The sequence below is a fragment of the Chitinophaga sp. SVR4-12A genome, assembly GCF_056754765.1.
The window spans coordinates 5,374,854-5,396,258 of the sequence record NZ_JBPGWP010000001.1 but is presented as its reverse complement, the minus strand read 5'-3'; the positions used below and the strand labels follow the sequence as shown (position 1 = coordinate 5,396,258).

Annotated in this window: 16 protein-coding genes; 5 read left to right on the top strand and 11 right to left on the bottom strand. The window is 47.9% G+C overall.

The genetic code is table 11. The features are described from left to right. Positions 1 to 71: 71 nt before the first annotated feature. The 5 genes from ACR9Y8_RS21940 to ACR9Y8_RS21920 all read right to left on the bottom strand — a co-directional run bounded on the left by ACR9Y8_RS21940 (position 72) and on the right by ACR9Y8_RS21920 (position 5,227). Positions 72 to 1,181 (bottom strand): M12 family metallopeptidase, encoded by a 1,110-nt coding sequence (locus ACR9Y8_RS21940; RefSeq protein ID WP_481215400.1) that lies wholly within the window; start codon positions 1,179 to 1,181, stop codon positions 72 to 74. Positions 1,182 to 1,287: 106 nt separating this feature from the next. Then, positions 1,288 to 1,683, bottom strand: a complete 396-nt coding sequence (locus ACR9Y8_RS21935; RefSeq protein WP_481215399.1) for a DUF4377 domain-containing protein — start codon at positions 1,681 to 1,683, stop codon at positions 1,288 to 1,290. A gap of 205 nt (positions 1,684 to 1,888) precedes the next feature. After that, entirely contained in the window at positions 1,889 to 2,368 is a 480-nt protein-coding gene (locus tag ACR9Y8_RS21930) for a hypothetical protein (protein WP_481215398.1), read from the bottom strand. 14 nt (positions 2,369 to 2,382) lie between these two features. Beyond that, positions 2,383 to 2,931, bottom strand: coding sequence for a hypothetical protein (locus ACR9Y8_RS21925; protein WP_481215397.1), 549 nt, complete (start codon positions 2,929 to 2,931; stop codon positions 2,383 to 2,385). Between the two features lie 166 nt (positions 2,932 to 3,097). Further along, positions 3,098 to 5,227 carry an elongation factor G gene (locus ACR9Y8_RS21920; protein WP_481215396.1) on the bottom strand — a complete coding sequence of 710 codons (2,130 nt, stop codon included), beginning with the start codon at positions 5,225 to 5,227 and terminating at the stop codon, positions 3,098 to 3,100. 276 nt (positions 5,228 to 5,503) lie between these two features. On the opposite strand from ACR9Y8_RS21920, the gene ACR9Y8_RS21915 reads away from it, so the two are divergent. Together ACR9Y8_RS21915 and ACR9Y8_RS21910 are read left to right on the top strand one after the other, a co-directional pair. Continuing rightward, entirely contained in the window at positions 5,504 to 7,294 is a 1,791-nt protein-coding gene (locus tag ACR9Y8_RS21915; RefSeq protein WP_481215395.1) for an ABC transporter ATP-binding protein, read from the top strand. Between the two features lie 101 nt (positions 7,295 to 7,395). Continuing rightward, positions 7,396 to 7,842 carry a DUF983 domain-containing protein gene (locus ACR9Y8_RS21910; protein WP_481215394.1) on the top strand — a complete coding sequence of 149 codons (447 nt, stop codon included), beginning with the start codon at positions 7,396 to 7,398 and terminating at the stop codon, positions 7,840 to 7,842. 50 nt (positions 7,843 to 7,892) lie between these two features. On the opposite strand, the gene ACR9Y8_RS21905 is transcribed toward ACR9Y8_RS21910, so the two are convergent. The 5 genes from ACR9Y8_RS21905 to ACR9Y8_RS21885 form a co-directional block, all read right to left on the bottom strand. After that, positions 7,893 to 9,782, bottom strand: a complete 1,890-nt coding sequence (locus ACR9Y8_RS21905) for a beta-N-acetylhexosaminidase (protein WP_481215393.1) — start codon at positions 9,780 to 9,782, stop codon at positions 7,893 to 7,895. A gap of 253 nt (positions 9,783 to 10,035) precedes the next feature. Further along, complete coding sequence (locus tag ACR9Y8_RS21900) at positions 10,036 to 12,486, bottom strand: TonB-dependent receptor (protein ID WP_481215392.1); 2,451 nt, start codon at positions 12,484 to 12,486, stop codon at positions 10,036 to 10,038. Positions 12,487 to 12,571: 85 nt separating this feature from the next. Then, positions 12,572 to 12,889 carry a hypothetical protein gene (locus ACR9Y8_RS21895; RefSeq protein WP_481215391.1) on the bottom strand — a complete coding sequence of 106 codons (318 nt, stop codon included), beginning with the start codon at positions 12,887 to 12,889 and terminating at the stop codon, positions 12,572 to 12,574. 88 nt (positions 12,890 to 12,977) lie between these two features. Further along, positions 12,978 to 14,567 carry a DUF1501 domain-containing protein gene (locus ACR9Y8_RS21890; RefSeq protein WP_481215390.1) on the bottom strand — a complete coding sequence of 530 codons (1,590 nt, stop codon included), beginning with the start codon at positions 14,565 to 14,567 and terminating at the stop codon, positions 12,978 to 12,980. A 21-nt stretch (positions 14,568 to 14,588) separates the two neighbouring features. Further along, positions 14,589 to 16,250, bottom strand: a complete 1,662-nt coding sequence (locus ACR9Y8_RS21885) for a DUF1800 domain-containing protein (protein WP_481215389.1) — start codon at positions 16,248 to 16,250, stop codon at positions 14,589 to 14,591. A gap of 780 nt (positions 16,251 to 17,030) precedes the next feature. Between ACR9Y8_RS21885 and ACR9Y8_RS21880 the strand changes: the two genes are divergently transcribed. The 3 genes from ACR9Y8_RS21880 (at position 17,031) to ACR9Y8_RS21870 (ending at position 19,535) form a co-directional block, all read left to right on the top strand. Continuing rightward, on the top strand, positions 17,031 to 17,747 hold the full coding sequence (locus ACR9Y8_RS21880; RefSeq protein ID WP_481215388.1) for a hypothetical protein: 717 nt from the start codon (positions 17,031 to 17,033) through the stop codon (positions 17,745 to 17,747). Positions 17,748 to 17,993: 246 nt separating this feature from the next. Further along, positions 17,994 to 18,566, top strand: a complete 573-nt coding sequence (locus ACR9Y8_RS21875; protein ID WP_481215387.1) for a DUF6088 family protein — start codon at positions 17,994 to 17,996, stop codon at positions 18,564 to 18,566. Positions 18,567 to 18,581: 15 nt separating this feature from the next. Further along, positions 18,582 to 19,535 (top strand): nucleotidyl transferase AbiEii/AbiGii toxin family protein, encoded by a 954-nt coding sequence (locus ACR9Y8_RS21870; RefSeq protein WP_481215386.1) that lies wholly within the window; start codon positions 18,582 to 18,584, stop codon positions 19,533 to 19,535. Positions 19,536 to 19,625: 90 nt separating this feature from the next. Here ACR9Y8_RS21870 and ACR9Y8_RS21865 read toward each other — a convergent pair whose 3' ends face one another. Further along, positions 19,626 to 21,395, bottom strand: coding sequence for a RagB/SusD family nutrient uptake outer membrane protein (locus tag ACR9Y8_RS21865; protein WP_481215385.1), 1,770 nt, complete (start codon positions 21,393 to 21,395; stop codon positions 19,626 to 19,628). Positions 21,396 to 21,405: the final 10 nt, after the last annotated feature.

The window sequence follows — 21,405 nt, the reverse complement described above, 5'->3', positions numbered from 1 at the left end:
GGTGTATATTTTGAAATGAAAATAACCTGGTTGTTAGTACGGCGCCTAACAACCAGGTGAAATGAATTTGTTTAAAAATCATTTGGGATACGGCCACCGGGAGGAGGATTAGGATCGCCATTATTCAGGTAGGCCTGGAAGTCAAGTCTTTCCTGGGGCGACATAATAGTGTTATCCGGTTTGTAAACAATATCAGCTAATTCCCTGTACACATCTGAGCGGGCGATGTAAGGGATATAGAGATAGTTGGCCCATGCCCTGTCGTTATCCGACATCTGCCAACCCTGGTTGATCTCGCTACCGTCAAGCCTTGTATACATCGGCTGGTTAACATCGTACACGGCACTGGTACTTGTTGTAAAAGAAGAATATCCCATTACAGAGTTAAAGTCATAGGCGCCCATGTAGAGATAATTGGTGGTCCTTTTCTGGAACTGCGCCGCCCCATCACTTGTCAGGTTAGACCAGTTAACAGTAACAAAATTATCCCTGTCAGGACGCTGCTGTTCGTGTAACATACCGATAGCGTGGCAAACTTCATGTGTGATGGCGCCGGGCTGCCAGGCAGCGAAATCGGCCAGTGATATTTCCTGGCGTCCGCCGATACGGCCAACATAAGATTCGCTTACATCGGCAGCGCCTACATAAACGAAATCAATGTAGGGATATTCAAAACCATATACAGGGTCAACTGTGGGCTGGCCTGTGGCATTGTAAAACCTTACATTGGACACCGCTTCAATATCATGGAGTGCCTGGCTGATTGACATTCTCATGATCCATGGCAGGTTTGCGTTGTAAACAAAGCGCACCATTGCCCACATGTTGTAAGGTGTGGGATAGATACTGAGCGCGCGGGGAACGGCGGTACCATTCGCGCCTGCTTTCATGGGGATGTTGTAAACGGGGTGGATGGAAAGGTCCGGTCCCGGCTTAGTGCTTGATTCGGGGATGATAGTGCCTTTTTCATCGAGGGATTTCAGCTGGGTGGATGACAGGGTCATATCACCTCCCCATACATATTTGTTTCCTTTCTTTTCTACAACTACACCGGATTTGAGGGTAACTAACTCAGATTTTCCGTCAGCGCCCGGCGGGCTTTTGGGTTTATCAGCTTCTTTTTTACAGGAAAACATAATAAGGGCTAAACAAAGGGGCAGATAAAACAGATGCTTCTTCATAGTGTTTATTTTTGGGTTAAGAGAATGTCTACATAGGACAATAAAGGGTTAACAGGCAATCTTATTGCCTGATGCTAACAATCATCAAAAGTGAGACGCTCAGTACTTAATTACCCACTTTTGTCTTTGATATAATCTCGATCAGCTTGTACGTTGCGGTATGACCATCCGCTCTTGGATTTTCTATGGGTGTTTTTAAGACTTTGAGCAGGTATTCATTTCCTGCTTCATACTCGAATCCTTCAATTCTTCCTAAAGCCAGTCCGAACTTTTCATTGGTGCCCTGCACAGTTGCTCTCATATAGTATATCACGGCGGGGTTATCGGTGGTAGCCGGTGGGGCTGGTCCTCCCTGGTCCAATGTAGCATCTATTTTCATGGTAAGTTCTTCCGGTCCGTTGTTATCTTTTTTGCAGGCGGTTCCGAAGAGAAGGCTGCTGCAGGCTAATACAAGCAGCATAATAAAAGATCTCCGCAGCATAAGCTTGCTCAGGGATTTCATAGACGATAGTTTGTGGAAAGGCATTGTGATCCTGGGTTATAAGAGGGTTTGATAATTCAGTTACAGAACAGTTGATACTCGCTATAGATTAACGCAACATTACTTGTTTAAATTACACCTAAAATAAAAAATAATACTAAAACAAGGAAATTTTTGTGATGAGGGGAAAAGTGTCAGGGAGACATGCGATATAATTGCAGCGCACCTATTTTGCGATCCTTGCTTCCTTCCAGTGTGACAAGGGGTAGAACGCAGCGGAATCTGAATTATTCCTTATCAGTTCGTAGCCTGATAGCTTTCGTAGTGAAACAAAATTGGGCGGGCCTACATACAGGTTGAGGTGCATTTCCTTTACTGTTAGGAGATCAGAAGGTTTGTTGTTTAATGGGATCCTGATCAAACGTTTTCCCAGGAAGTTATATAGGTCTGTAATTTCAGGTCGGGGCGGTTTGTCACCATAGTTTTCGCGGAAGAGGCGCTGGATCTTTTTCACATCATAATCTATCATTTCCTCGGTTTTACTTATTACGTCTAACTCAACGCCAAGCAGGTTTACAAACTCCTGTGTGTTGCCATTTTGCAAGGCGCTGATCGCTTCGGAAGTGGTTTGTCTCACCTTCTCCTCAGTTGTCTGAGGTTTGCACATGGTAGTGAGCAGCAATAAAAGCAAGAATGGTCTTGTCATCCTGTAAAATATATTTAACGTTGTTTCTTAGCCGTTTCTCTCATCGCTTTATTTAGACAGTCTGCCACCTTAGCGGCATGTTCCTCAGATGAAAAATCAATCAGTAATACATCTGGTTGATCTTTACGCTCTGCGTATAGTCTATATCGTGAAGATCTTTGCGCTGTTCTTTTATATAGAAATCCACTCAAGCTGGTGATGGGGAATGATCTTTGCCGATGCTCCTTCATGAAAGACAGCAACAGCCTGAATGGGCTTTGGTATTTTACCAATATTTGATCGTTATCAAAATCGATCTTCACTTTATTTCTTGCAGTGTATTCAAACCAAAGTAAGTAAAGGGCCATTCCTATTAATGCGGTCGATAATAAGGGTTGTCCCGCATCTTCTTGCTTATGTATCAATATTATACTAAGAGGCAACATAAGGAAGCTCATAATGATACTGAAATTCACGGGATGGGGAGTCAGGATAAGCTGCCCTCCGTTGAACTCAAATTCAGGTGCAGTTATCTTTGCATCATCAACATAATGTTTCAATTCTTCCAGGGCGGCTATTTCCATAGTAGTGCTACAATACAGCACAAAACAATATTTTTTTGTGGAATATCACAAACGCTTCAGCATATAATATTAAAACATATAAATATCGCTGCAGATAGGAATCGCCTGATCGCCCTGTCAGAGCGATCAATAAAACCAACGTGTTATCGTAATAGTTACTGGCGGGCTAACTGCTGACTGCCACCTTATTATACTCTTCAGACAGTTTCTTTTGCATTTCCATGGGCACAGGCGCGTACTCTGCAAAGCTGGCTTTTACTTTGGCTTTACCCTGGGTGATATTTCGCAGGGCGGCATATAGTTTATCCAATTCAGCCTGCGGGGTGCGGGCTTTGATCACCTGGTTGCTGTTCACGGAATCCATCCCGGTGATGATGCTACGGCGGCTTTGCAGTTCGCTCATGATATCGCCGCTCATATAGTCTGGTGCTGTGGCTTCAATATCGTAAACAGGCTCCAGCAGCTGGGGAGCGGCCTGGTGGAAGGCGTCGCGAAAGGCCATCATGCCGGCAATCTTGAAAGAGATATCGTTACTGTCTACCGGGTGCATTTTACCATCGTATACACTCACCCGTACATCTCGGACATAAGAGCCGGTGAGGGGACCTTCCTGCATCTTTTCCATCACACCTTTGAGGATGGAGGGCAGGAACCTGGCATCAATAGCGCCGCCCACGATACAGTTGTTGAACACCAGCTTACCGCCCCAGTTAAGGGCTATTTCTTCCGTGTCGCGAACGGGGTATTCCTTCGTTTGCGGCATGCCTTCGTAGTAAGGCTCTATCTTCATATACACTTCGCCAAACTGCCCGGCGCCGCCTGATTGCTTCTTATGGCGATAAGAGGCCAGCGCGGGTTTCTGGATGGTTTCGCGGTAGGGTATTTTGGCGGGCAGGTAATCCACCTGCATCTTGTAGATGTTTTCCAGGCGCCATTTGGTAACGGCCAGGTGCAGTTCTCCCTGTCCATGCAGGATGACCTGCTTCAATTCGCGGTTATACTCTATTTCCAGGGTAGGATCTTCCATGTGGATCTCCGCCAGCACTTCTCCGAGCTTTTCATCATCGGCCTTATTCCGGGCTTCGATGGCAGCACGTACTTTGGGTGTGGGGAAATGGATGGGATCTACCTGCCCGGTAAAGGATCTATCATTCAGTGTATGATTGGTGAGCGTATTCTTCAGTTTAAGGCTGCAGCCGATATCGCCGGAACGGAGCCTGTCTACCGGGTTACGGTTCTTGCCATCGGCGATGAAGAGCTGGTTCAGGCGTTCGGTGGTATTGCCTTTTTCGTTGACCAGTTCCATCCCGGCCCTCACCTCTCCCGACAGCACCTTAAAGAAGGACAGGCGCCCGATATGCGGCTCCAGGAGGGTTTTGAATACGAACAGGCAAGCCGGACCAGCGGGATCGCAGGGAATAGGCTGACCGTCTTCTGTCGTTTCCGGGGGCATTTCTACGGCGGAGGGCGCTACATTGTCTATAAACCCCATAAGGCGGCCACTGCCCATGTTCCTTTTGGCCGATAAACAGAATACGGGGAACACCTGGTGTTTGAGCATACCTATTTTGAGGCCTTCCCGCATTTCGTCTTCATCCAGGCTGCCTTTGTCGAAATAGTGCTCCATGAGGGTATCGTCGTTTTCGGCGGCTTTTTCTACCAGCTCATTATGCAGCTGGTCTGCCCGCTCTTTTTCACTGTCGGGGATGGGAAGCTTTTCCGGCTTACCACCGTCCGCGGGGAACTTGTACATGGTCATCTTCAGCAGGTCTATCACGCAGTTAAAACCAATACCCTGATTAACAGGATATTGCATAATAGTAACGGCGGGACCGAGTATACGACGGGCGTCTTCCACTACTTTGTTGAAATTCGCTTCTTCATTATCTAAGTGGTTCACGGCCAGGATAGTAGGCTTCCGGTATTTATCCACATAATCCCAGATCAGCTCTGTACCTACTTCCACCCCGTACTGGGCATGTAAAAGCAGCAGGGCGGTATCGCATACACGGATAGAGGCGATCACCTCCCCTATAAAGTCCTCAAGCCCGGGGGTATCAATAATATTGATCTTATAATCCCTCCATTCTGTGTGCAGACTGGTGGCGTAGACGGAGCTTCCCCTTTCATATTCTATTTCGTGATAGTCGGATACTGTGTTGGCTTCTTCTACCGAGCCGCGCTTATTGATGATGCCGGCTTCAAATAACATGGTTTCGCTGAGGGTAGTCTTTCCGCTTTTGGCGGCGCCTAGCAGTACGATGTTTTTAATGTGTTTTTCATCATACGTTTTCATCCGTTATTGTTTTAAGAGTGAAGATCGGATGGAACCTCAGGGGCTCGACCGGGAAGTGCTGCATGGCCGGACGGAGCCTCGTGGTTTCATAAGTGGAACTAGTTACTATTAAGTTAACATATTTTACGTAAACTTGGCAGCAATTATAAAAAGATGTTGCAACATCGAATGAGGCTTTTATCGTATCTTTGCGAACTGTACGGAGTTAGCTTTTAGCACCTGGCTGCTGGCAGCTGGCATTTGATATTTAGCATTGGCTTTTAGCACATTACCACCATGAAATTATTCCTTCATTATCTTAAGGCTTACAAATGGCTTATAATGCTGGCTTTGCTGCTGGCATCGGTCAACCAGGTATTTTCCCTGCTGGACCCATATATCTTCGGATTGATCATTGACCGTTTTGCATCACATCCGCAGGTGCACACCGTTGACGGAACAAAAATTGCCCGTACCATGCCGCAATACCTGAACGGGGTATTGATGCTGATACTGGCCTCTATTGGCGTGGCGATGGTATCGCGTATCGCCAAGGCTTTCCAGGATTACTTCGTGAATGTGATCATCCAGAAGTTTGGAGCCAGGGTATATACCGACGGTTTGCGGCACTCGCTGCGCCTGCCCTACCAGCAGTTTGAAGATCAGCGCAGCGGCGAAACACTGGCCATACTGCAGAAAGTACGTACCGACTCAGAGAAGTTCATCACTTCTTTTATCAACGTACTGTTCACATCACTGGTAGGTGTTGTGTTTGTAATGATCTATGCTTTCAAAGTACACTGGTCGCTGGTGTTCGTATACTTTGGCGGCTGTATTCTGCTGGGTTTCCTCATGAATGTGCTGAGCAGGAAGATCAAGATAGTACAGAAGACCATCGTGAAAGAAACCACCATGCTGGCGGGATCTACCACAGAATCATTACGGAACATAGAGCTGGTGAAAAGCCTTGGGCTGACCAACCAGGAAATACGGCGGCTGAACTCTACCACTATTAAGATCCTGATGCTGGAACTGAAGAAAGTGCGCACCATCAGGAGTATCAGCTTTGTACAGGGCACCTTTGTGAACCTGCTGCGCTCCAGCATCCTGTTCCTGCTGCTGTACCTGCTGTACCCGGGCACCGTTTCTATAGGCCAGCTATTCACGCTGCAGCTGTACTCCTTCTTTATTTTCGGACCGCTGCAGGAATTAGGGAACATTATCTTGTCCTACCGCGAAGCGCAGGTGTCCCTGCTAAACTTCCAGAACATCCTGAACACCCCGGTGGAAGTAATGCCTGAAAAACCGGTGCCTGTTCATAAGATTGAAGAGCTGACCTTTGACAGTGTTGGTTTCAAACACCTCACGGCTGCGAACAAGGCGCTGGATGATATCAACTTCTCTGTGAACCTTGGCGAAACCATCGCTTTTGTAGGGCCTTCCGGCTCCGGTAAAACCACCTTGGTAAAGCTGCTGGTAGGACTTTACAAACCGAATGAAGGCACGATCCTGTATAACGGCGTGGATAGTACGAAAATAGATATCGAAGAACTGCGTGTTCAGATAGGCTTCGTTACACAGGATACGCAGCTGTTTTCGGGCAGTATCAAAGAGAACCTGCAATTTGTGAACCCGCGCGCAAGTGATGAAGAGATCATGGAAGTGCTGCACAAGGCTTCCTGCCAAAGCCTCCTGGCACGCGCGGATAAAGGCATCGATACCGTGATCGGCGAAGGCGGTATCAAGATCTCCGGTGGAGAAAAGCAACGGCTTTCTATCGCACGCGCTTTGCTGCGCCGCCCCCGCCTGCTGGTATTTGACGAGGCCACTTCTGCGCTGGACTCTATCACAGAAGAAGAGATCAGCCAGACAGTAAGGCAGGTGACCGCCAGCCGTGAACATATTACGGTGATGATCGCACACCGCTTGTCTACTATTATGCATGCAGACCGCATATATGTGCTGGAGAAGGGTCGTATTATTGAGACCGGTACCCATAGCGGCCTGCTGGCGGAGAAGGGATTGTATTATGCGATGTGGAGACAGCAGATCGGAGAGAAGAGAGAAATATCAGTCGCAAGTCGTTAGTCGTAAGTCGTAAGTAATTAAAGTAAGTGTTTGAATCGATTGATTATATTACTAACGACTAACGACTTATGACTTACGACTTTAATTACTACCTTCGCCCTATGAAAAGAAAGCGCCCGAATTATTTTCTAAGCATACTGAAGATGAAATGTCCTCACTGCAGAAGAGGGGACATGTACAGGGATAAAAATCCCTTTCACTGGCGGTTCTCGAAGATCTTCAACATGTATGAGCAGTGCCCGGTATGCAGACAGCAGTTTGAGCTGGAGACCGGCTTCTGGTTCGGAACGGGTTATGTGAGTTATGCGCTGGGGGTAGCTTTTTCGGTGTTTAACCTGATCTGGTTCTGGCTAATATTCGGACTGTCGTGGAAAGATAACAGCGTTTTTATCTGGCTGGGAGTAAATGGATTGATACTGGTGGTGTTCCAGCCCTGGCTGATGCGTATCAGCAGAGTGATCTACCTCTACTTTTTTGTATACTATGATGAAAATACGGAGCAGATACCTGATCCGGTAAACGGACATGAAACCAAAACAATTCACTAAATATAAAAAGCGCCCGGGCAATACCCGGGCGCTTTGCTTTTATAAGGTGCTTAGTAGATATGACGTCCCTGTAAGAGGCGTTTTTCCAGGTCTTCTTTTTTGATCGCGAACAGATCGCCTACCTGATTACCATCCCGGTAGGTCACCACCGTGATCTGTGCAGCTCCTTTGGGAAAGGTTAAAGGCTGGCCGTTGTAGCGGGGATAAAAGGGATCGGGATCAGAGTTATCGAAAGTGTAATAGATATCAAGCCCTTTGATCTCAGTAGACAAACGAACGTTGAGCACACCGTTATTATCCCTTGCGGGCGTGGCGATCACGTTGTAGGCGCTGCGGGCGTATTTTATACCGGCGGCATCCAGGCGGGGAAACTGTGCTTCCAGCCTGTTGATGAAATCATCCCAGTTACGTTTGGATTTAGGGCTCCAGTATACTTCTGACAAGGCCAGGGAGCGCGGCCAGGTCATATACTGCGCATGACAGAAGGTGTTCACGGATTCTGTCCACAGGTTGCCTTGTCCGCCGAGGATATATTTTTCATCTACACTATCCGGCACCGGATCATAGTTATAAGAATCGCTGAGGCGGCACATACCATAGGTAGGCGGTTCTGCCGGGATCTCTCCCTGGTAGAGGTCAAGATACACGAAGTCCCAGGGCGTCATCACCACATGATGGTTCATACGCGCAGCGGTAATACCGCCCTGCATGCCGCGCCAGCTCATTACGGTGGCTTCGGGCGCCAGGCCGCCTTCCAGTATTTCGTCCCAGCCTATCAGCTTTTTGTTTTTAGACAGCAGCATTTTCTCCATCCGTTTTACGAACCAGCTTTGCAGCTCGTGCACGTCTTTGAGATGTTCTGTCTGCATACGTTGCTGGCATTTGGGACATTTCTCCCAGAAGCCTTTGTAGGCTTCGTCGCCACCGATGTGGATGTATTTATTGGGAAAGAGGTTTGCAACTTCAGTGAATACTTTATCCAATACCGTGAAGATGGAATCGTTGCCGATGCAGAGTACATTATCGTTCTTTCTACGGAGGCTGTCGCCCGGGCCTACCATGTACTGCAGCTGTGTGCAGGACAAGTTAGGATAAGCTACGATCATGGATAAACTATGGCCGGGGACATCGATCTCGGGCAGGATGGTTACGTATCGGTCTTCGGCATAGCGGATGATCTCTTTGATATCTTCCTGGGAGTAGAAGCCGCCGTAGGGAAGATCTTCACCGGGTTGCGGGGGAGCAAAAGTTCCCCAACGCCCTACCCTCTCCACGCGCCAGGCGCCTTTTTGGGTGAGCTCGGGCAGGCTTTTTATTTCGATACGCCAGCCGTTGTCGTCAGTGAGGTGCCAGTGGAAGGTATTGTATTTATACTTTACCATTTCGTCGATATAGCGCTTTACTTCTTCTTTGGTGAAGAAATGGCGGCTGACATCGAGCATGAGGCCCCGCCAGCCGAAGCGGGGATAGTCGGTGATCTCGGCGCACGGAATCTGAACGGTCCCAGTGTTGTGACGGGCGGTGTCGCGTAGCGGGACCATCTGCAGGAGGGTTTGCATGCCGTAGAAGATGCCAGCGGGGGTGTTGGCGGTTAAACTGATATGGAAGGTATTAACGGTAAGCTTATAGCCTTCTTCTCCCAGGGATTTATCAGGCTGCTGCAATAAGCTCAGGTTAATGATGCTCATCTTCCCGAAGCCTTTCCGTTTTAGCTGGATACCGGTGATGGATCTCAGCTGGTCTGCAAACCATTGGGCGGTGCCTTCGAGCTTTTTATCGGCACTGCTTACTTCCAGACCTACGGAGTTGCTGAGGGTAAAGCTTCCTTTCAGCTCTTTCAGGGAGACTGGTTCGGGGATGAGCTTTATCCTGGTGGAATCTGCGGCGAATACAAAGAGCTGCGCCAGCAGGGCGCAGGTGAGGAGAAATATTTTTTGCATTGGTGAGTGTTTGCGATTCTAACAAAAATAGGGGGATGGGGAGGAGAAAGCAAGTTTTATTGATGGGAGGGTCTTCATTCCCGTCATTGCGAGGACTTACGGAGCCCTGCGGGGAGCCAGGACGAAGCAATCTCACAAACGGCAAATGGTGATGACTACGTTTGTTGCTTATTGTTTGCCGTTTGTGAGATTGCTTCGTCGCCCCACGCTCCTTTCCTCTACTGCTCCTTCGCAATGACGCGGGTGAGGGGCATTATTTAAAATCTATCGGTACCGCTACTTTCACGCTGAAAGTGCGGCCCATGTTGAATACGCCGGAACGGCCCGTAAGCTCATTAACGGGCGCGTATTTGAGGCGGCTCAGGTGGCTTTGGTAGGCTATGTCGCCAATGTTGTTCACGGCGAAGTGCAAAGAGAACAGGGTTTTGTTGTTCTTGTTTACGAAATCTGTGCCAAGGTTTGCATTCAATAAGGTATATCCGTCTGTGGGTGTTTCGGTTTCGTAGGCGCTGAACACGTTGTTCTGTGAAAAGTTCATGTCCATCTGCAGGCCGATGTAAGCGTTCCGCATACAGCCGTTTACTTTCTTGAAATTACCTCTCAATTCGCTCAGCCAGCGGGCTGCCGGAATGTTGGGCAGGTATTTGGTAGAGTCTGTAGCATTGCTGGCGGTGGCGCGTACATAAGAGAAGGTATTCTCAAAGTGCAGCCAATCGATCGGATGCGGGTGGATGTCGAGCATCAATTCGCCGCCGTACAGGTTGGCATTGGCCTGCTGGTATTTGAAGGCGGAAAATCCTTCGTCATTATCCTCTGCAGGAATAGAGTCCGTACCTGCGGTGCTGAGCAGCTTGCGGGAAAAGATAAAGTCACTAATGTGATTATAGAATACATTAGCGCCGAGAGACACGTGCTGCGTGTTGAACTCTACGCCGCCATCCACCTGTGTGCTTACTTCCGGCTTCAGGTTGTTGTTACCGTATTCGTATTTGATAGTGCCTTCATGCACGCCATTAGCGGCCAGTTCAGCAATATTGGGAGCGCGGAAACCGCGTGCAGCGTTCAGCTTCAGCACCACCTTGTCGCTGGCTTCATAGCTGATCCCTGCGCTGGCAGATACATTAGAGAAGTTGCGGTCGAAAGCGGCGAACTTGGTAGTACCGCCATCTTTAGGCTGTTGGCTGGGAGCGCCTTCTTCATCCAGGTATAAAGCTTTTCCTTTCAGTGAGCGGGTGTCGAAACGGAAGCCACCGCTCAGGGTCAGTTTATTAAAGGTTTTGCGGGTGATGGCGAAGGCGCCGAAATCGAAGAGATCGTAATCGGGTATGAGGAACTCATCGCCGGAGATGCGGTTCGTTTGCTGCATTCCATTTACACCTACAGTTGTTTGCCAGCCCGCCATTTCCGGGAGGAAGTATTTCAGACTGTAGTTGAAAGTCTTCAGCTGCAGGCGGAGGCCCGGTTCGTCGGGGGCCAGCACGTCTTCATACTCACGGCGCTGGTTATACTGGTAGCCGAGGGTAATGCCCAGACGGCCGCCGTTATGCAGGTAGAGATTATTATCCCACACAATCTTCTGGTGATTGATCTTTTGCTGCGGCATGTTCATGGTGTAGGACTTAAAATTATCCGCCACCTTTTCTTCGGCTGCACCGTTAACGTTCACCACTTGTGTAAAGCGGCCCAGGCTATCACGGTCACCTTCTACCAGGCCGAGGTTCTGGTTAAAGGAAGTAAAGCTCAGGCGCGAGTATCCCCATTGTTTATTCAGTCCGATACTGGCTCCATAGTTGGTGTTCTTAAAGCGGGAGTTGAACACATAACCATCGTATTTATTCTTATAATCGTGCGCCCATTTCTGGGTACCGTATACGCTCCAGCTAAAGCCGTTCTGGTTACCTGCCAGGTCTGCATGGTAGGTTACCTGGCCGTTATTGGTAAGATAGTTGGCGGCGAAATTACCTTTCACGCTTCCTTCGGGCAGGACAGATGGCGGTACGATGTTCACTACACCTGCCAATGCATCGGAGCCATATACCAGGGAGGCCGGGCCTTTCAGCACTTCTATTTTTCCTACGTTGTAATCATCTATTTCGATACCGTGCTCATCGCCCCATTGCTGGCCTTCCTGGCGGATTCCATCCCCTATTACTACTACGCGGTTATATCCGAGGCCGCGGATGTAGGGTTTGGAAATAGCCGGACCGGTGGTGAGCTGGTTGACACCGGGTATCTTAGCGATCGCATCGATGATGTTGGTGGAGATATGCTGATCGAGGTAATCCCTGCGGATCACGCTGATGGGTGCAGGATTCTGCTTCACGTTAGTGGCGAGGTTTACGCCTGTTACCACTACTTCGTTCTTTTCGATCAGTGTTTCGGACAGTTCAAAGTCCTGGGTGGTAGCGCCGTTAATGTTGATGGAGGCAGTATAGGCGGCGTATCCTATATAGTGGATCTCCACTACAAATCTTCCTTTCGGCAGGTTTTTGATAGCATAGTTGCCCTGGGCGTCGGCGGAAGCGCCTACATGCAGATCGGGCAGGTATATGGTAGCGCCAGGCAAAGGACCGTGGCTGTTCTTATCGGTGATCTTCCCTTTTAAAGTATTATCATAGCCTTCATCTATTGGAAGAGCGAAGGATGAAAGGCCAGAGAGCAGTAGGCACAGTGTTCCGGCAATAAGTATACGCAGCGTTTGCATAAATTTCTTAATGAGAGATGTGTAACGAAATGAGTTGTCAGTTGACGGTTGCCAGTTGACAGTTGTTAGTGATGGGAGCGGGTAATCAAATAAGGGAACACGGGGGTGCGCGAAGGGAAGCATCTGCGCGGCTGATCTTAGTAACGGTGGGAACATAGGGCAATGCATAGATCCACCGCAGGGAACGGGCAACCTTGGGATGATACGCGTTTGCCTGCTCATAGGGCTCGACCGCTATTTGCAGGAATTCGCAGTGTTTGTGTTTAACGGAAAAAGCGAGGCCGTCGAAATCAGTACAGGAGTGCTGATCCTGGTCTTTGGTATCCTGGTGAGGTGCGAACTGGTGCAGGAACTCCCTGGGTGTTGTATGCAATGCAAACACACCCAGGAGTATGATAGCCAATATTTTATGTAGCCAGTGCTTTTTCACTCAAGGTATCGTGAGCACCAAAGATAGGAAAAAACACTGATTTGCAACAGAGTTGCGGAAACTATCTCACCTTCAACATGGTGCGTACCTGCTGTACGGGACCGTTCTGGAAACGGGCGTAATACACACCGGTGGGCAGGTCTTCTCCATCGAATTGGATGGTGTACTCGCCGGGGGTATGTATTTTATTCACGGGCACCTGGATGAGGCGGCCGGTGGTATCGAAGATCTGGATCATGGTATGCCCGCCTTTGGTTTTGTACTTCAGGTAGGTTTTTTCCACGAATGGGTTGGGATAATTGGTGATATAGTTGGTGCCAGCGTTCTGGTTGATATCGTCTGTACCGGTGATCACGCCACAGGCGAGGCCGGAGACGATGGGCAGGCGCTGATAATCTTCGAGCAGGATGGTTTTCAGGTCTGTTTCTTTTACGCAGAACCACTGTTCGAGGATGGAGGCGTATACAGAACGGAAGTCGTACTGCATCGGGATATTATCAGCAACGCTGGAAGCGTCGGGGATGTTGGGAGAGTTACCCAGTACGCCCTGCAGCACATAATCGCCGAAGACGATCATAGGAGCGGCGGCGCCGTGGTCTGTACCCATACTACCGTTCGATTTGATACGGCGGCCGAATTCGGAGAAGGTCATGCCTACTACGCGGCGGGAAGCTTTAAGCTGGGTAAGATCGTCCATAAAAGCCTTTATGGAGTCGCTTACGTCGCCCAGCAGCTGGGCATGATAACCTTTGGAGGTATCTCCTGCCTGTGCCTGGCTGGCGTGCGTATCGAAGCCACCGGTGCTCACCATGAACATGCGGGTTTTTAAACCGCCGGCGATGAGGCGGGCTACGATCTTGAGCTGGCGGCCCAGGCTACTATCCGGATAAGCGCCCTGGCGTGTTACCCTGGCGGCAGCGGCTTTGATGCTGTCGGCATACTTATCCGACTGTTTCGCGATCAGGCGGATATACTTCAGCTCAACGCCCCAGTGGATATTATCCGGCGCAGGATCCTGCTGCGGATTATCCAGAAGGTCATAAAAATCTGTAGCGCTGGTGATGGCTACCGCCATGTTGGCGTTAGGGCCCTGGAAAGCGGGCGATATGAGCGACCCGATCTGGATGGCCAGCGGATCGGGCGCTTCTGTATTTGGAAATCCTTCCGGGAAGTTGGGATACTCAAAGTTGAGATAGCGGCCGCCCCACCCGGTGGGAAGCACCTGGTTGGAGTTGGCGCCTGTGAGCCAGATATCCGTAGCGCGGAAGTGGGAATAGTCTGGTGAGGGATAGCCCACACTTTGTATGATACAGGCCTTTCCGTCGTTATACAGTTGTTGTACACCTGTCATAGCGGGGTGGAGCCCGGTTTTAATATTATTGGCGAGGGGCAGTACCTGACCCTGCTGGATAGCGATGTTGGTACGTGCCGCCTGGTATTTACCATAGATATCCAGGGGAATTACCATGTTCAGACCGTCGTTACCGCCGGTAAGCTGGATCATGACCAGTACGTGGTCAGTATCTGTAGCAGCGCCTTGCAGCGCGGCCAGCATCGGGGATGCGGCAAATGCTTTTACAGAGAACCCATCAATGATGGATGGCAGTACGGCTGCCGATGCTGTATGTTTGAGAAAATCTCTTCTACGCATATGGGAGGTCTTTCAGTAAGGTCAGGATAATTGGTATTCGGACAGGTTCATGATGTATTTGTACAGGAGCCGGAGGCGTGATTCTACTACTGCTTTCAGGTTTGCATCGCCAGGGCTTGCCTTGTAGGCATTCCAGGCGTCGGTCCAGTAATAATCACTGTTAGGGCTTTGTCCGCTCAAAAGGATCTGGTTCTTCAGCCAGGCGCGCAGGTTAGTGGACACGTCTATACGATATAACAGGTCTAATGAATCGTTCACCAGTGTAACGGGGTTAGACGGGTCTGAAAGCTGATCTGCGAAGGCCAGCACGTCGATGGTAAGGCCCATGGCTCCTCCCTGACCGCTTACCAGTGCATCTGAGAAGCGGTTGCGTTTGGGATAGGTGTCTGTATTGATCCACAGCTCATGGCACTGCGGCTCCAGGTAGTAGGCGTCCCAGCCGGCTACCAGCGGGGGATCGCCGATGTCTTGCAGCATGGAGGCTGCGTATTGCCGTACAAAGTCCCATTTCTCATATGCCATGTCGTAGCTGGCAGCGGGCGGAAATGCCACGCTGAATTCGCGGCAAAGGCCTACGCAGAATTCGATAGGGCTTTTAATGAGGCAGGACATATTCAGCGGATCGTAGAAGTGCTCACTCCTGAACAGGGCACTAAGCACGGGCAGAATATTGAAGTTGTTGTTGCGGAATATTTCTGCCAGCGGTCCGATCACGTTCTGCTCTACAGCATCATCGATCTGGTAGTAGATAAAGAATTTATAGATCTTACGTACGATGAATTTGGATACTTCCGGTTGTTTGAAGATAACGTTATCGATCAGATCATTCAGTTCCATCAGACCACCGTTAGGACCTGACTGACCGGACACCTGTTTTTCGCCGTAGAAAGCGGAAAACTCCTTGTTGCTGAAGTCGTGCTGGGTAGCATCGAAATAGCTGGTGATAGTGTTTGGATTTACCCGCCAGCCGGTGAGTACACGGGCGGTAGCGCGTACATCTTCTTCCGTATAATGTGAATCGGGCCCTTTACCAACGGTGAAGAGCTCGTGCAATTCCCTGGCATAGTTCTCATCTGCGGCTTCCTTTCCATTGAGATAACCGTTAAGATAGATGAGCATCGCCGGGTCCAGCGTGATCGCTTTTGTAAGCGCGTTAAAATTGCCCAGCGCGTGTTGACGGAGGACGGTGTTATATTTATACACATAACGGAGGTCTGTTACCGTTTGTGTTTCTGTTACGAAGTGGTTGTGCCAGAAGAGGACCATTTTTTCGTGTATGCTTCGGGTTTGGTTGAGCATTACGCCGAGCCACCATGCTTTGTAGGAGTTGCGGCGGCCGCGGTCCAGGTCATCGTTATCTGTGTAAGGAGCAGAGTTCACCCAGGTAGCGCCGGGGGCGATACCGGTGGCATCGTCGCCATAGTTATTTACCGGGGGCTGGGGGTAGTTGGCTGCTGCGAGTGGTGTAAGCAGGGCGTCTACTGCCTGATCCATGGTAAGCCCTTTGATCCAGGCCAGGTCTGCTGGGGAGGCGCCGAACAAGGCACGTTTCAGGAGGTGTACCTGTTGTGCGGTACCCCATGTTCCTGTGTATGCGTTGATACCTGACAGTGTGCGGCCATAGGGAGCTTTCACCGTTTTGCGGCGTGCAGGGGATAAGGTTAGGAATTGTCTGCGATCCATATTGTATAGGATATGGTTATAGGCGGATTGGTTAAAATCGAAAAGATAACGGAGCCAAATTAGTAAATTTTTTAATTTATAGAGGGAAAAATATTTAGCGGCTCTAAATGAAAATGAAAATTTTTTCTTAACAATGAAATGATCCTCGAATAATTATCTGACTAAAAATGAATCATAGATGATCACTAATGCACTAACAAGACCAAATCAATCTGCGAATTATCAATAATATACTATAAATCAATAAATTACAATACACACTTTTTTGGCATTACACTTACAACAACTTATCTTTATAGAGATACTTTAATTTTTTAACCCGATGCTTTAAGTGAAAAGGGACCTCCATATTTCAGCCAGGAAGGTCCCTCTCTTTAAAGTATCACAAATCTTCGATTTATGAGACGTGACACTAAGTCTTGCCGCAAAAAGCGGCCATTATTTTCTCTTGACGCCATCATTGGGCGAAATGTAAAGTTTAAGATCAGACTTTACGGTAAGTAATCTTTATTCATGTGACGTTAGAAAGTCCTGGCGGGTTTAACCGCCGGGACTTTTCTCGTTTATAGTTTTCCGATTGTCCTCATTAAAGCAGCCAAAGCATACCCTCGAATAAAAATAATCCAAACTTTCTTAGCCGCAAACTGATATTTATCTTATCATTTTGATAGCTTTGTACGGCTTAGTCTATTTGGTTCTACACAAATATAGCCTAATGGTTTGACAAATGTTACAATTGTAACATATTTTAATAACTATATCGTATCGTATTGCTTTTCAATGCCCTCAGTTAAAGACATCCTATCATTTGTTAGAGAGCAAGTGCTAAAAGACAAGGCTGTCAAGAAAAGCCGGAAGAAAAGCCAACAGGACCTCGCTGACAAATTAGGTTTTAAAAGAGTAACCTATGGAAGTTATGAATCAGAAAGAAGGCAGGGGCCAATTGAATTTTATGAAGCATGTAAAGCTGTACTAGGCATTGATTTATTCACCTCAACAAAATTAGAGCCGATTGTTATTGTCGATCCCACAAAATATTCTCCTGAGCAACTTATGCTATTTAAAGAAAGAGGCGTCTATATTTCTCATATACCAGTCTTTGACAATATAACCCTTCCTTTTCCGAGCCAGGAAACGTATCCGAAGCCAGTTCTTTTATTTCCAAAAGACATATGTCCGGCGGGAGAATTCGGGATTCAAATCGTGGATCAAAGTATGGAACCAAGCTTTATGAAGGGGGATTACCTGTTCTGTGGGGATCTACTAACTATTAGGGATATTGATCCGGGACTGCTTTACCTCTTGTCTTTGGATGATGAGACAAGACCTAAATTCCAAATCGGAAAAGCGGAAAAAGAGGAGAACGGTATTTCCTTTATTCAGGTAAACACTCCTTCAAATCCGATTACTTTCATGGATGATGCGATACAAGGGATTTATAAAGTAGTTGGCCACTATAGAGGTGAGGCCTCGATTAACCATAATGTTCCGGTGTGACCTGGTGCAATAAAAGGAGGTTAACAGGTAAAAATTGAAATGGAGCATATAAAACGTATTCTGATATAGTTTCAACCCTTTTGGCATGCAATGTGTCATATCGATATTTGCCCCTTGGATACAGAGCGATGGATGAAAAGTTATTACAAATCAATATTTTATGAAGCATAATTGCATGAATATTAAATTCATTTTCTTGCAAAATGGCACATTTTACACTATATTTGTAATAGGAGATAAGAGAAAATGAAAAAGTTACAAGAGCTTAAAAAGCATTTAAAGCAAGGTAGGGTTTATCGCCGTGCTGAACTAGCTCAATGGACCAGTGCTGTTGATCGTCATCTTGCCACACTCCTAGATGAAGGATTTCTCGAAAAGTTGGCTCCTGGTTTATATTATGTTCCAAAAAAAACCGTCTTTGGTGCCGCTCCTCCCGATGAAGAGGCGGTAGTTCGTTCTTTTCTAAAAGACGATAAATTTTTGCTTACCTCTCCCAATGCCTATAATAGTCTGGGAGTAGGAACAACTCAATTGTACAATAAGCGTATTGTGTATAATCACAAAAGGCATGGCGAATTTCAATTAGGCGGCAGAAATTATTTTTTCCATGCCAAGCATCGTTTTCCTAAAAAGCTCACTCAAGAATTTTTGCTAGTAGATTTGCTCAATAACTTGGATAGCTTAGCAGAGGATAAAGAGCAGCTTCTAAAAAATATTTTGACAAAAGTAACATCAATGGATGCCAGACATCTAAAGCAGTCTTTAAATAGTTACGGTAGTACTAAAGCTAAAGCTCTATTGGCTCCCATGTTACACTAGCAGAAAATATTGCTCATGGCCCCTAAGTTTCTTCATACACATACAAATTTTCCAGACCTCTTAAGGATATTAGAAGCAGAAACGGGAATTTATGCTGGTCTTATTGAAAAGGACTATTGGATCATGCATGTTTTGTATGGTTTGAAAAAGCAAGGCTTTTCATTTGTAATGAAGGGAGGAACTTCATTATCTAAAGGCTATGGTATCATTGACAGATTTTCAGAAGATATCGACATTCAAATATATCCACCAAATGATCTAGGAGTCACAAGTGATCCAAAGAATATCAAAAAGGATGCGGTGGAATCAAGGAAACAATACTATAACTGGCTTGCTGAGCAAATCAAAATTGAGGGAATTAGCTCGGTCGTGCGCGATACTGCCTTTGACAATGAAAAGACCTATAATAGCGGCGGGATTAGATTGTTTTATGAAAGTTTTAGCGACAAAGTAAAAGGAGCGAAAGAAGGCATTCTTCTCGAAGTCGGATTTGATACAGTAACTCCTAATACCAGTTTAACTATCAGTTCATGGGCATATGATCGTGCTGCCGGCAGCAATATCATAACTGATGATAACCGGGCTGTAGATGTAGCTTGCTATCATCCTGGATATACTTTTGTTGAAAAGCTACAGACTATCGTAACAAAATTTCGCGTTGAACAGGAAAAGGGACAAGAGAAACCTAATTTAATGCGACAATACTATGATATTTATTGTTTGCTTAACAACCCATTAGTACAGGAATTTATTGATACTGAAGAGTATATAAGACATAAACAGGCTCGTTTTATTGGCAAGGACAAAGGAGCAGTTATTGCTGAGAGTGAAGCACTTCATCTTAGCTCACCAGAGCTGCGCAAAAGGTTTAAAGAACGATACGAGGCTACTAAAAGCCTTTATTACAAAGGCCAACCACCTTTTGAGGACTTACTCCAGCGAATTCAAGAGAATATAGAGCGATTATAACGTTTATAGAAATTTTGGCTCCCAAACGCAAAGAAGCCGTCTCTTCCAAGACGGCTTCTTTACATTATTGATCATGTACCTGCTTCAGGCTCAATACCCCTCATTCTGCACAAAAATATCCGTCGCATCCATCGTAGACTGCGGGATCGGGAAAACCCTCCGCGTAGGCTGTGACACCGGCTTTGCCGTACACGCCGCCTCAAACTTACCAAAGCGTATCGCCGCCTTCCTTCTATACATTTCCCAATACATCTCAAAACCTGTCTCGTTGTACAGCATCTGTGCTGTCAGCGGGCCAGTGAGTGCCTTACCCGGAGCGTTATTATACAACGCTTCGCGGGTCCTGGTAGTACGCAGCTTGTTAATATCCGCCAGCGCCAGGTCAACCTGGCCTTTGCGGAAATAAGCCTCAGCGCGCATGCAATAAATGCCACCCAGGCGATACAGCGGGATGTCTACATTGCTGGTACCATTATCTTTCTCCGGATCAAACTCATATTTGAAAGGACGAACACCGCGGTTGATCTGCGCCTGTGTGAACACCGCCTGGCTGGGATTATCGAAATTCAGCTCAGGCGTAAAGTCCATTACCTGCGAAGTATTCTTCTCGCAATACAGCTTTACCACTTTGATACGGCCATCGGGCGTACGTTCAAAGGTGTTGGTAGATGATAACAGGTTGGGACCGTACTGCACACTGTCCTGCATGCCGCGGTTAAAGTGGAACCATACCTGGTTGGTACCGCCTACTACGAAGCTGGTAGCGGGCACGCTCACGTCTGTACCATCGTTCTTGAACCAGGTGCCATCGTCGTACTGGTAGCAACGGTGGAAGCGGGGATCATCATGATTACCATCCCAGGTGTGGTAGAACTCAGGAGTGATACAGGATGCGTTGGTACCGCGGTTCAAGGGTGAAGGCTTCTGGTTCCGCTCCATCGGCATATAGGCGAAGTCGTTATCGCTGTTACGCACGTTGTTAATGTCCTGGGAAACGACGAAGATCAGTTCGGGCCTGCCGTTATTATCGATATCGAAATTCCTGAAATAGTTTGTTTCCAGGCTGAAACGTCCGGAGTTGATGAGCTGTGTAGTGTAAGCAATCACCTTGTCCATATCAGTGCCGCTGTTGTCAACTGCTGGCTCAGAGAAGTTGAAACCAGGAAAGTAACGGGCCTTGAATACAGCACGGTTCAGGTACATATCTGCCAGGAAGGCCTGCGCAGCCTGTTTGGTGAAACGTCCGTTGTGGGTGCGGTTCTGCCCCAGGTCAGCCAGATCCGGGATCAGCGATTCTACTTCCTTGATCAGCTCATCGATGGCGGTAGCTGCTTCCCTTGGTTCCAGCGGGGCGTCGGCCTTCAGCGGGTCGCGGTAAGGCGCCTGGCCGAAAAGGTCCAGCGTGTGGTAGGTGTAGAATGCCAGCATGGCTTTGGCTTCCGCCATCAGCTGCGCTTTGTTGGCTACGTCACCGGCGTTATTAATGGTGGTGATAGCTGTCAGTGATTTGGTGATACCGGCGTTCAGCTGGTTCCAGGTGGTAGTAACCACCGCGTTGTCCGGCGCCCAGGTAAACTCGTGGATGGCGCGCCATTTACCGCCGTCGCCCCAGTCGCTGCCACGGGTAGGCAACAGGGCTTCGTCGGTGGTATATTCCTGCAGGGCGAACACGCTGCCGTGATCCACAAAAGTACCGTCGCCCATTTGTCCGTAGGCTGCGGCCAGTGCGTTTTCCGGGTTGGCATTGTTATTACCCAGCACTTCGTCGATCACGTCTTCTTTCAGGTCTGTACAGCTCACCATAGCAAGGGTGAGGAATGCACAAGTTATTTTATGTAGTTGTGTTGTCTTAATTCTCATAGCTCGATGG

Excerpts from the sequence above, each read along its gene's own strand:
- ACR9Y8_RS21940 (WP_481215400.1), bottom strand. The coding sequence starts at position 1,181 with ATGAAGAAGCATCTGTTTTATCTGCCCCTTTGTTTAGCCCTTATTATG.
- ACR9Y8_RS21935 (WP_481215399.1), bottom strand. The coding sequence starts at position 1,683 with ATGAAATCCCTGAGCAAGCTTATGCTGCGGAGATCTTTTATTATGCTG.
- ACR9Y8_RS21930 (WP_481215398.1), bottom strand. The coding sequence starts at position 2,368 with ATGACAAGACCATTCTTGCTTTTATTGCTGCTCACTACCATGTGCAAA.
- ACR9Y8_RS21925 (WP_481215397.1), bottom strand. The coding sequence starts at position 2,931 with ATGGAAATAGCCGCCCTGGAAGAATTGAAACATTATGTTGATGATGCA.
- ACR9Y8_RS21920 (WP_481215396.1), bottom strand. The coding sequence starts at position 5,227 with ATGAAAACGTATGATGAAAAACACATTAAAAACATCGTACTGCTAGGC.
- ACR9Y8_RS21915 (WP_481215395.1), top strand. The coding sequence starts at position 5,504 with ATGAAATTATTCCTTCATTATCTTAAGGCTTACAAATGGCTTATAATG.
- ACR9Y8_RS21910 (WP_481215394.1), top strand. The coding sequence starts at position 7,396 with ATGAAAAGAAAGCGCCCGAATTATTTTCTAAGCATACTGAAGATGAAA.
- ACR9Y8_RS21905 (WP_481215393.1), bottom strand. The coding sequence starts at position 9,782 with ATGCAAAAAATATTTCTCCTCACCTGCGCCCTGCTGGCGCAGCTCTTT.
- ACR9Y8_RS21900 (WP_481215392.1), bottom strand. The coding sequence starts at position 12,486 with ATGCAAACGCTGCGTATACTTATTGCCGGAACACTGTGCCTACTGCTC.
- ACR9Y8_RS21890 (WP_481215390.1), bottom strand. The coding sequence starts at position 14,567 with ATGCGTAGAAGAGATTTTCTCAAACATACAGCATCGGCAGCCGTACTG.
- ACR9Y8_RS21885 (WP_481215389.1), bottom strand. The coding sequence starts at position 16,250 with ATGGATCGCAGACAATTCCTAACCTTATCCCCTGCACGCCGCAAAACG.
- ACR9Y8_RS21880 (WP_481215388.1), top strand. The coding sequence starts at position 17,031 with ATGCCCTCAGTTAAAGACATCCTATCATTTGTTAGAGAGCAAGTGCTA.
- ACR9Y8_RS21875 (WP_481215387.1), top strand. The coding sequence starts at position 17,994 with ATGAAAAAGTTACAAGAGCTTAAAAAGCATTTAAAGCAAGGTAGGGTT.
- ACR9Y8_RS21870 (WP_481215386.1), top strand. The coding sequence starts at position 18,582 with ATGGCCCCTAAGTTTCTTCATACACATACAAATTTTCCAGACCTCTTA.
- ACR9Y8_RS21865 (WP_481215385.1), bottom strand. The coding sequence starts at position 21,395 with ATGAGAATTAAGACAACACAACTACATAAAATAACTTGTGCATTCCTC.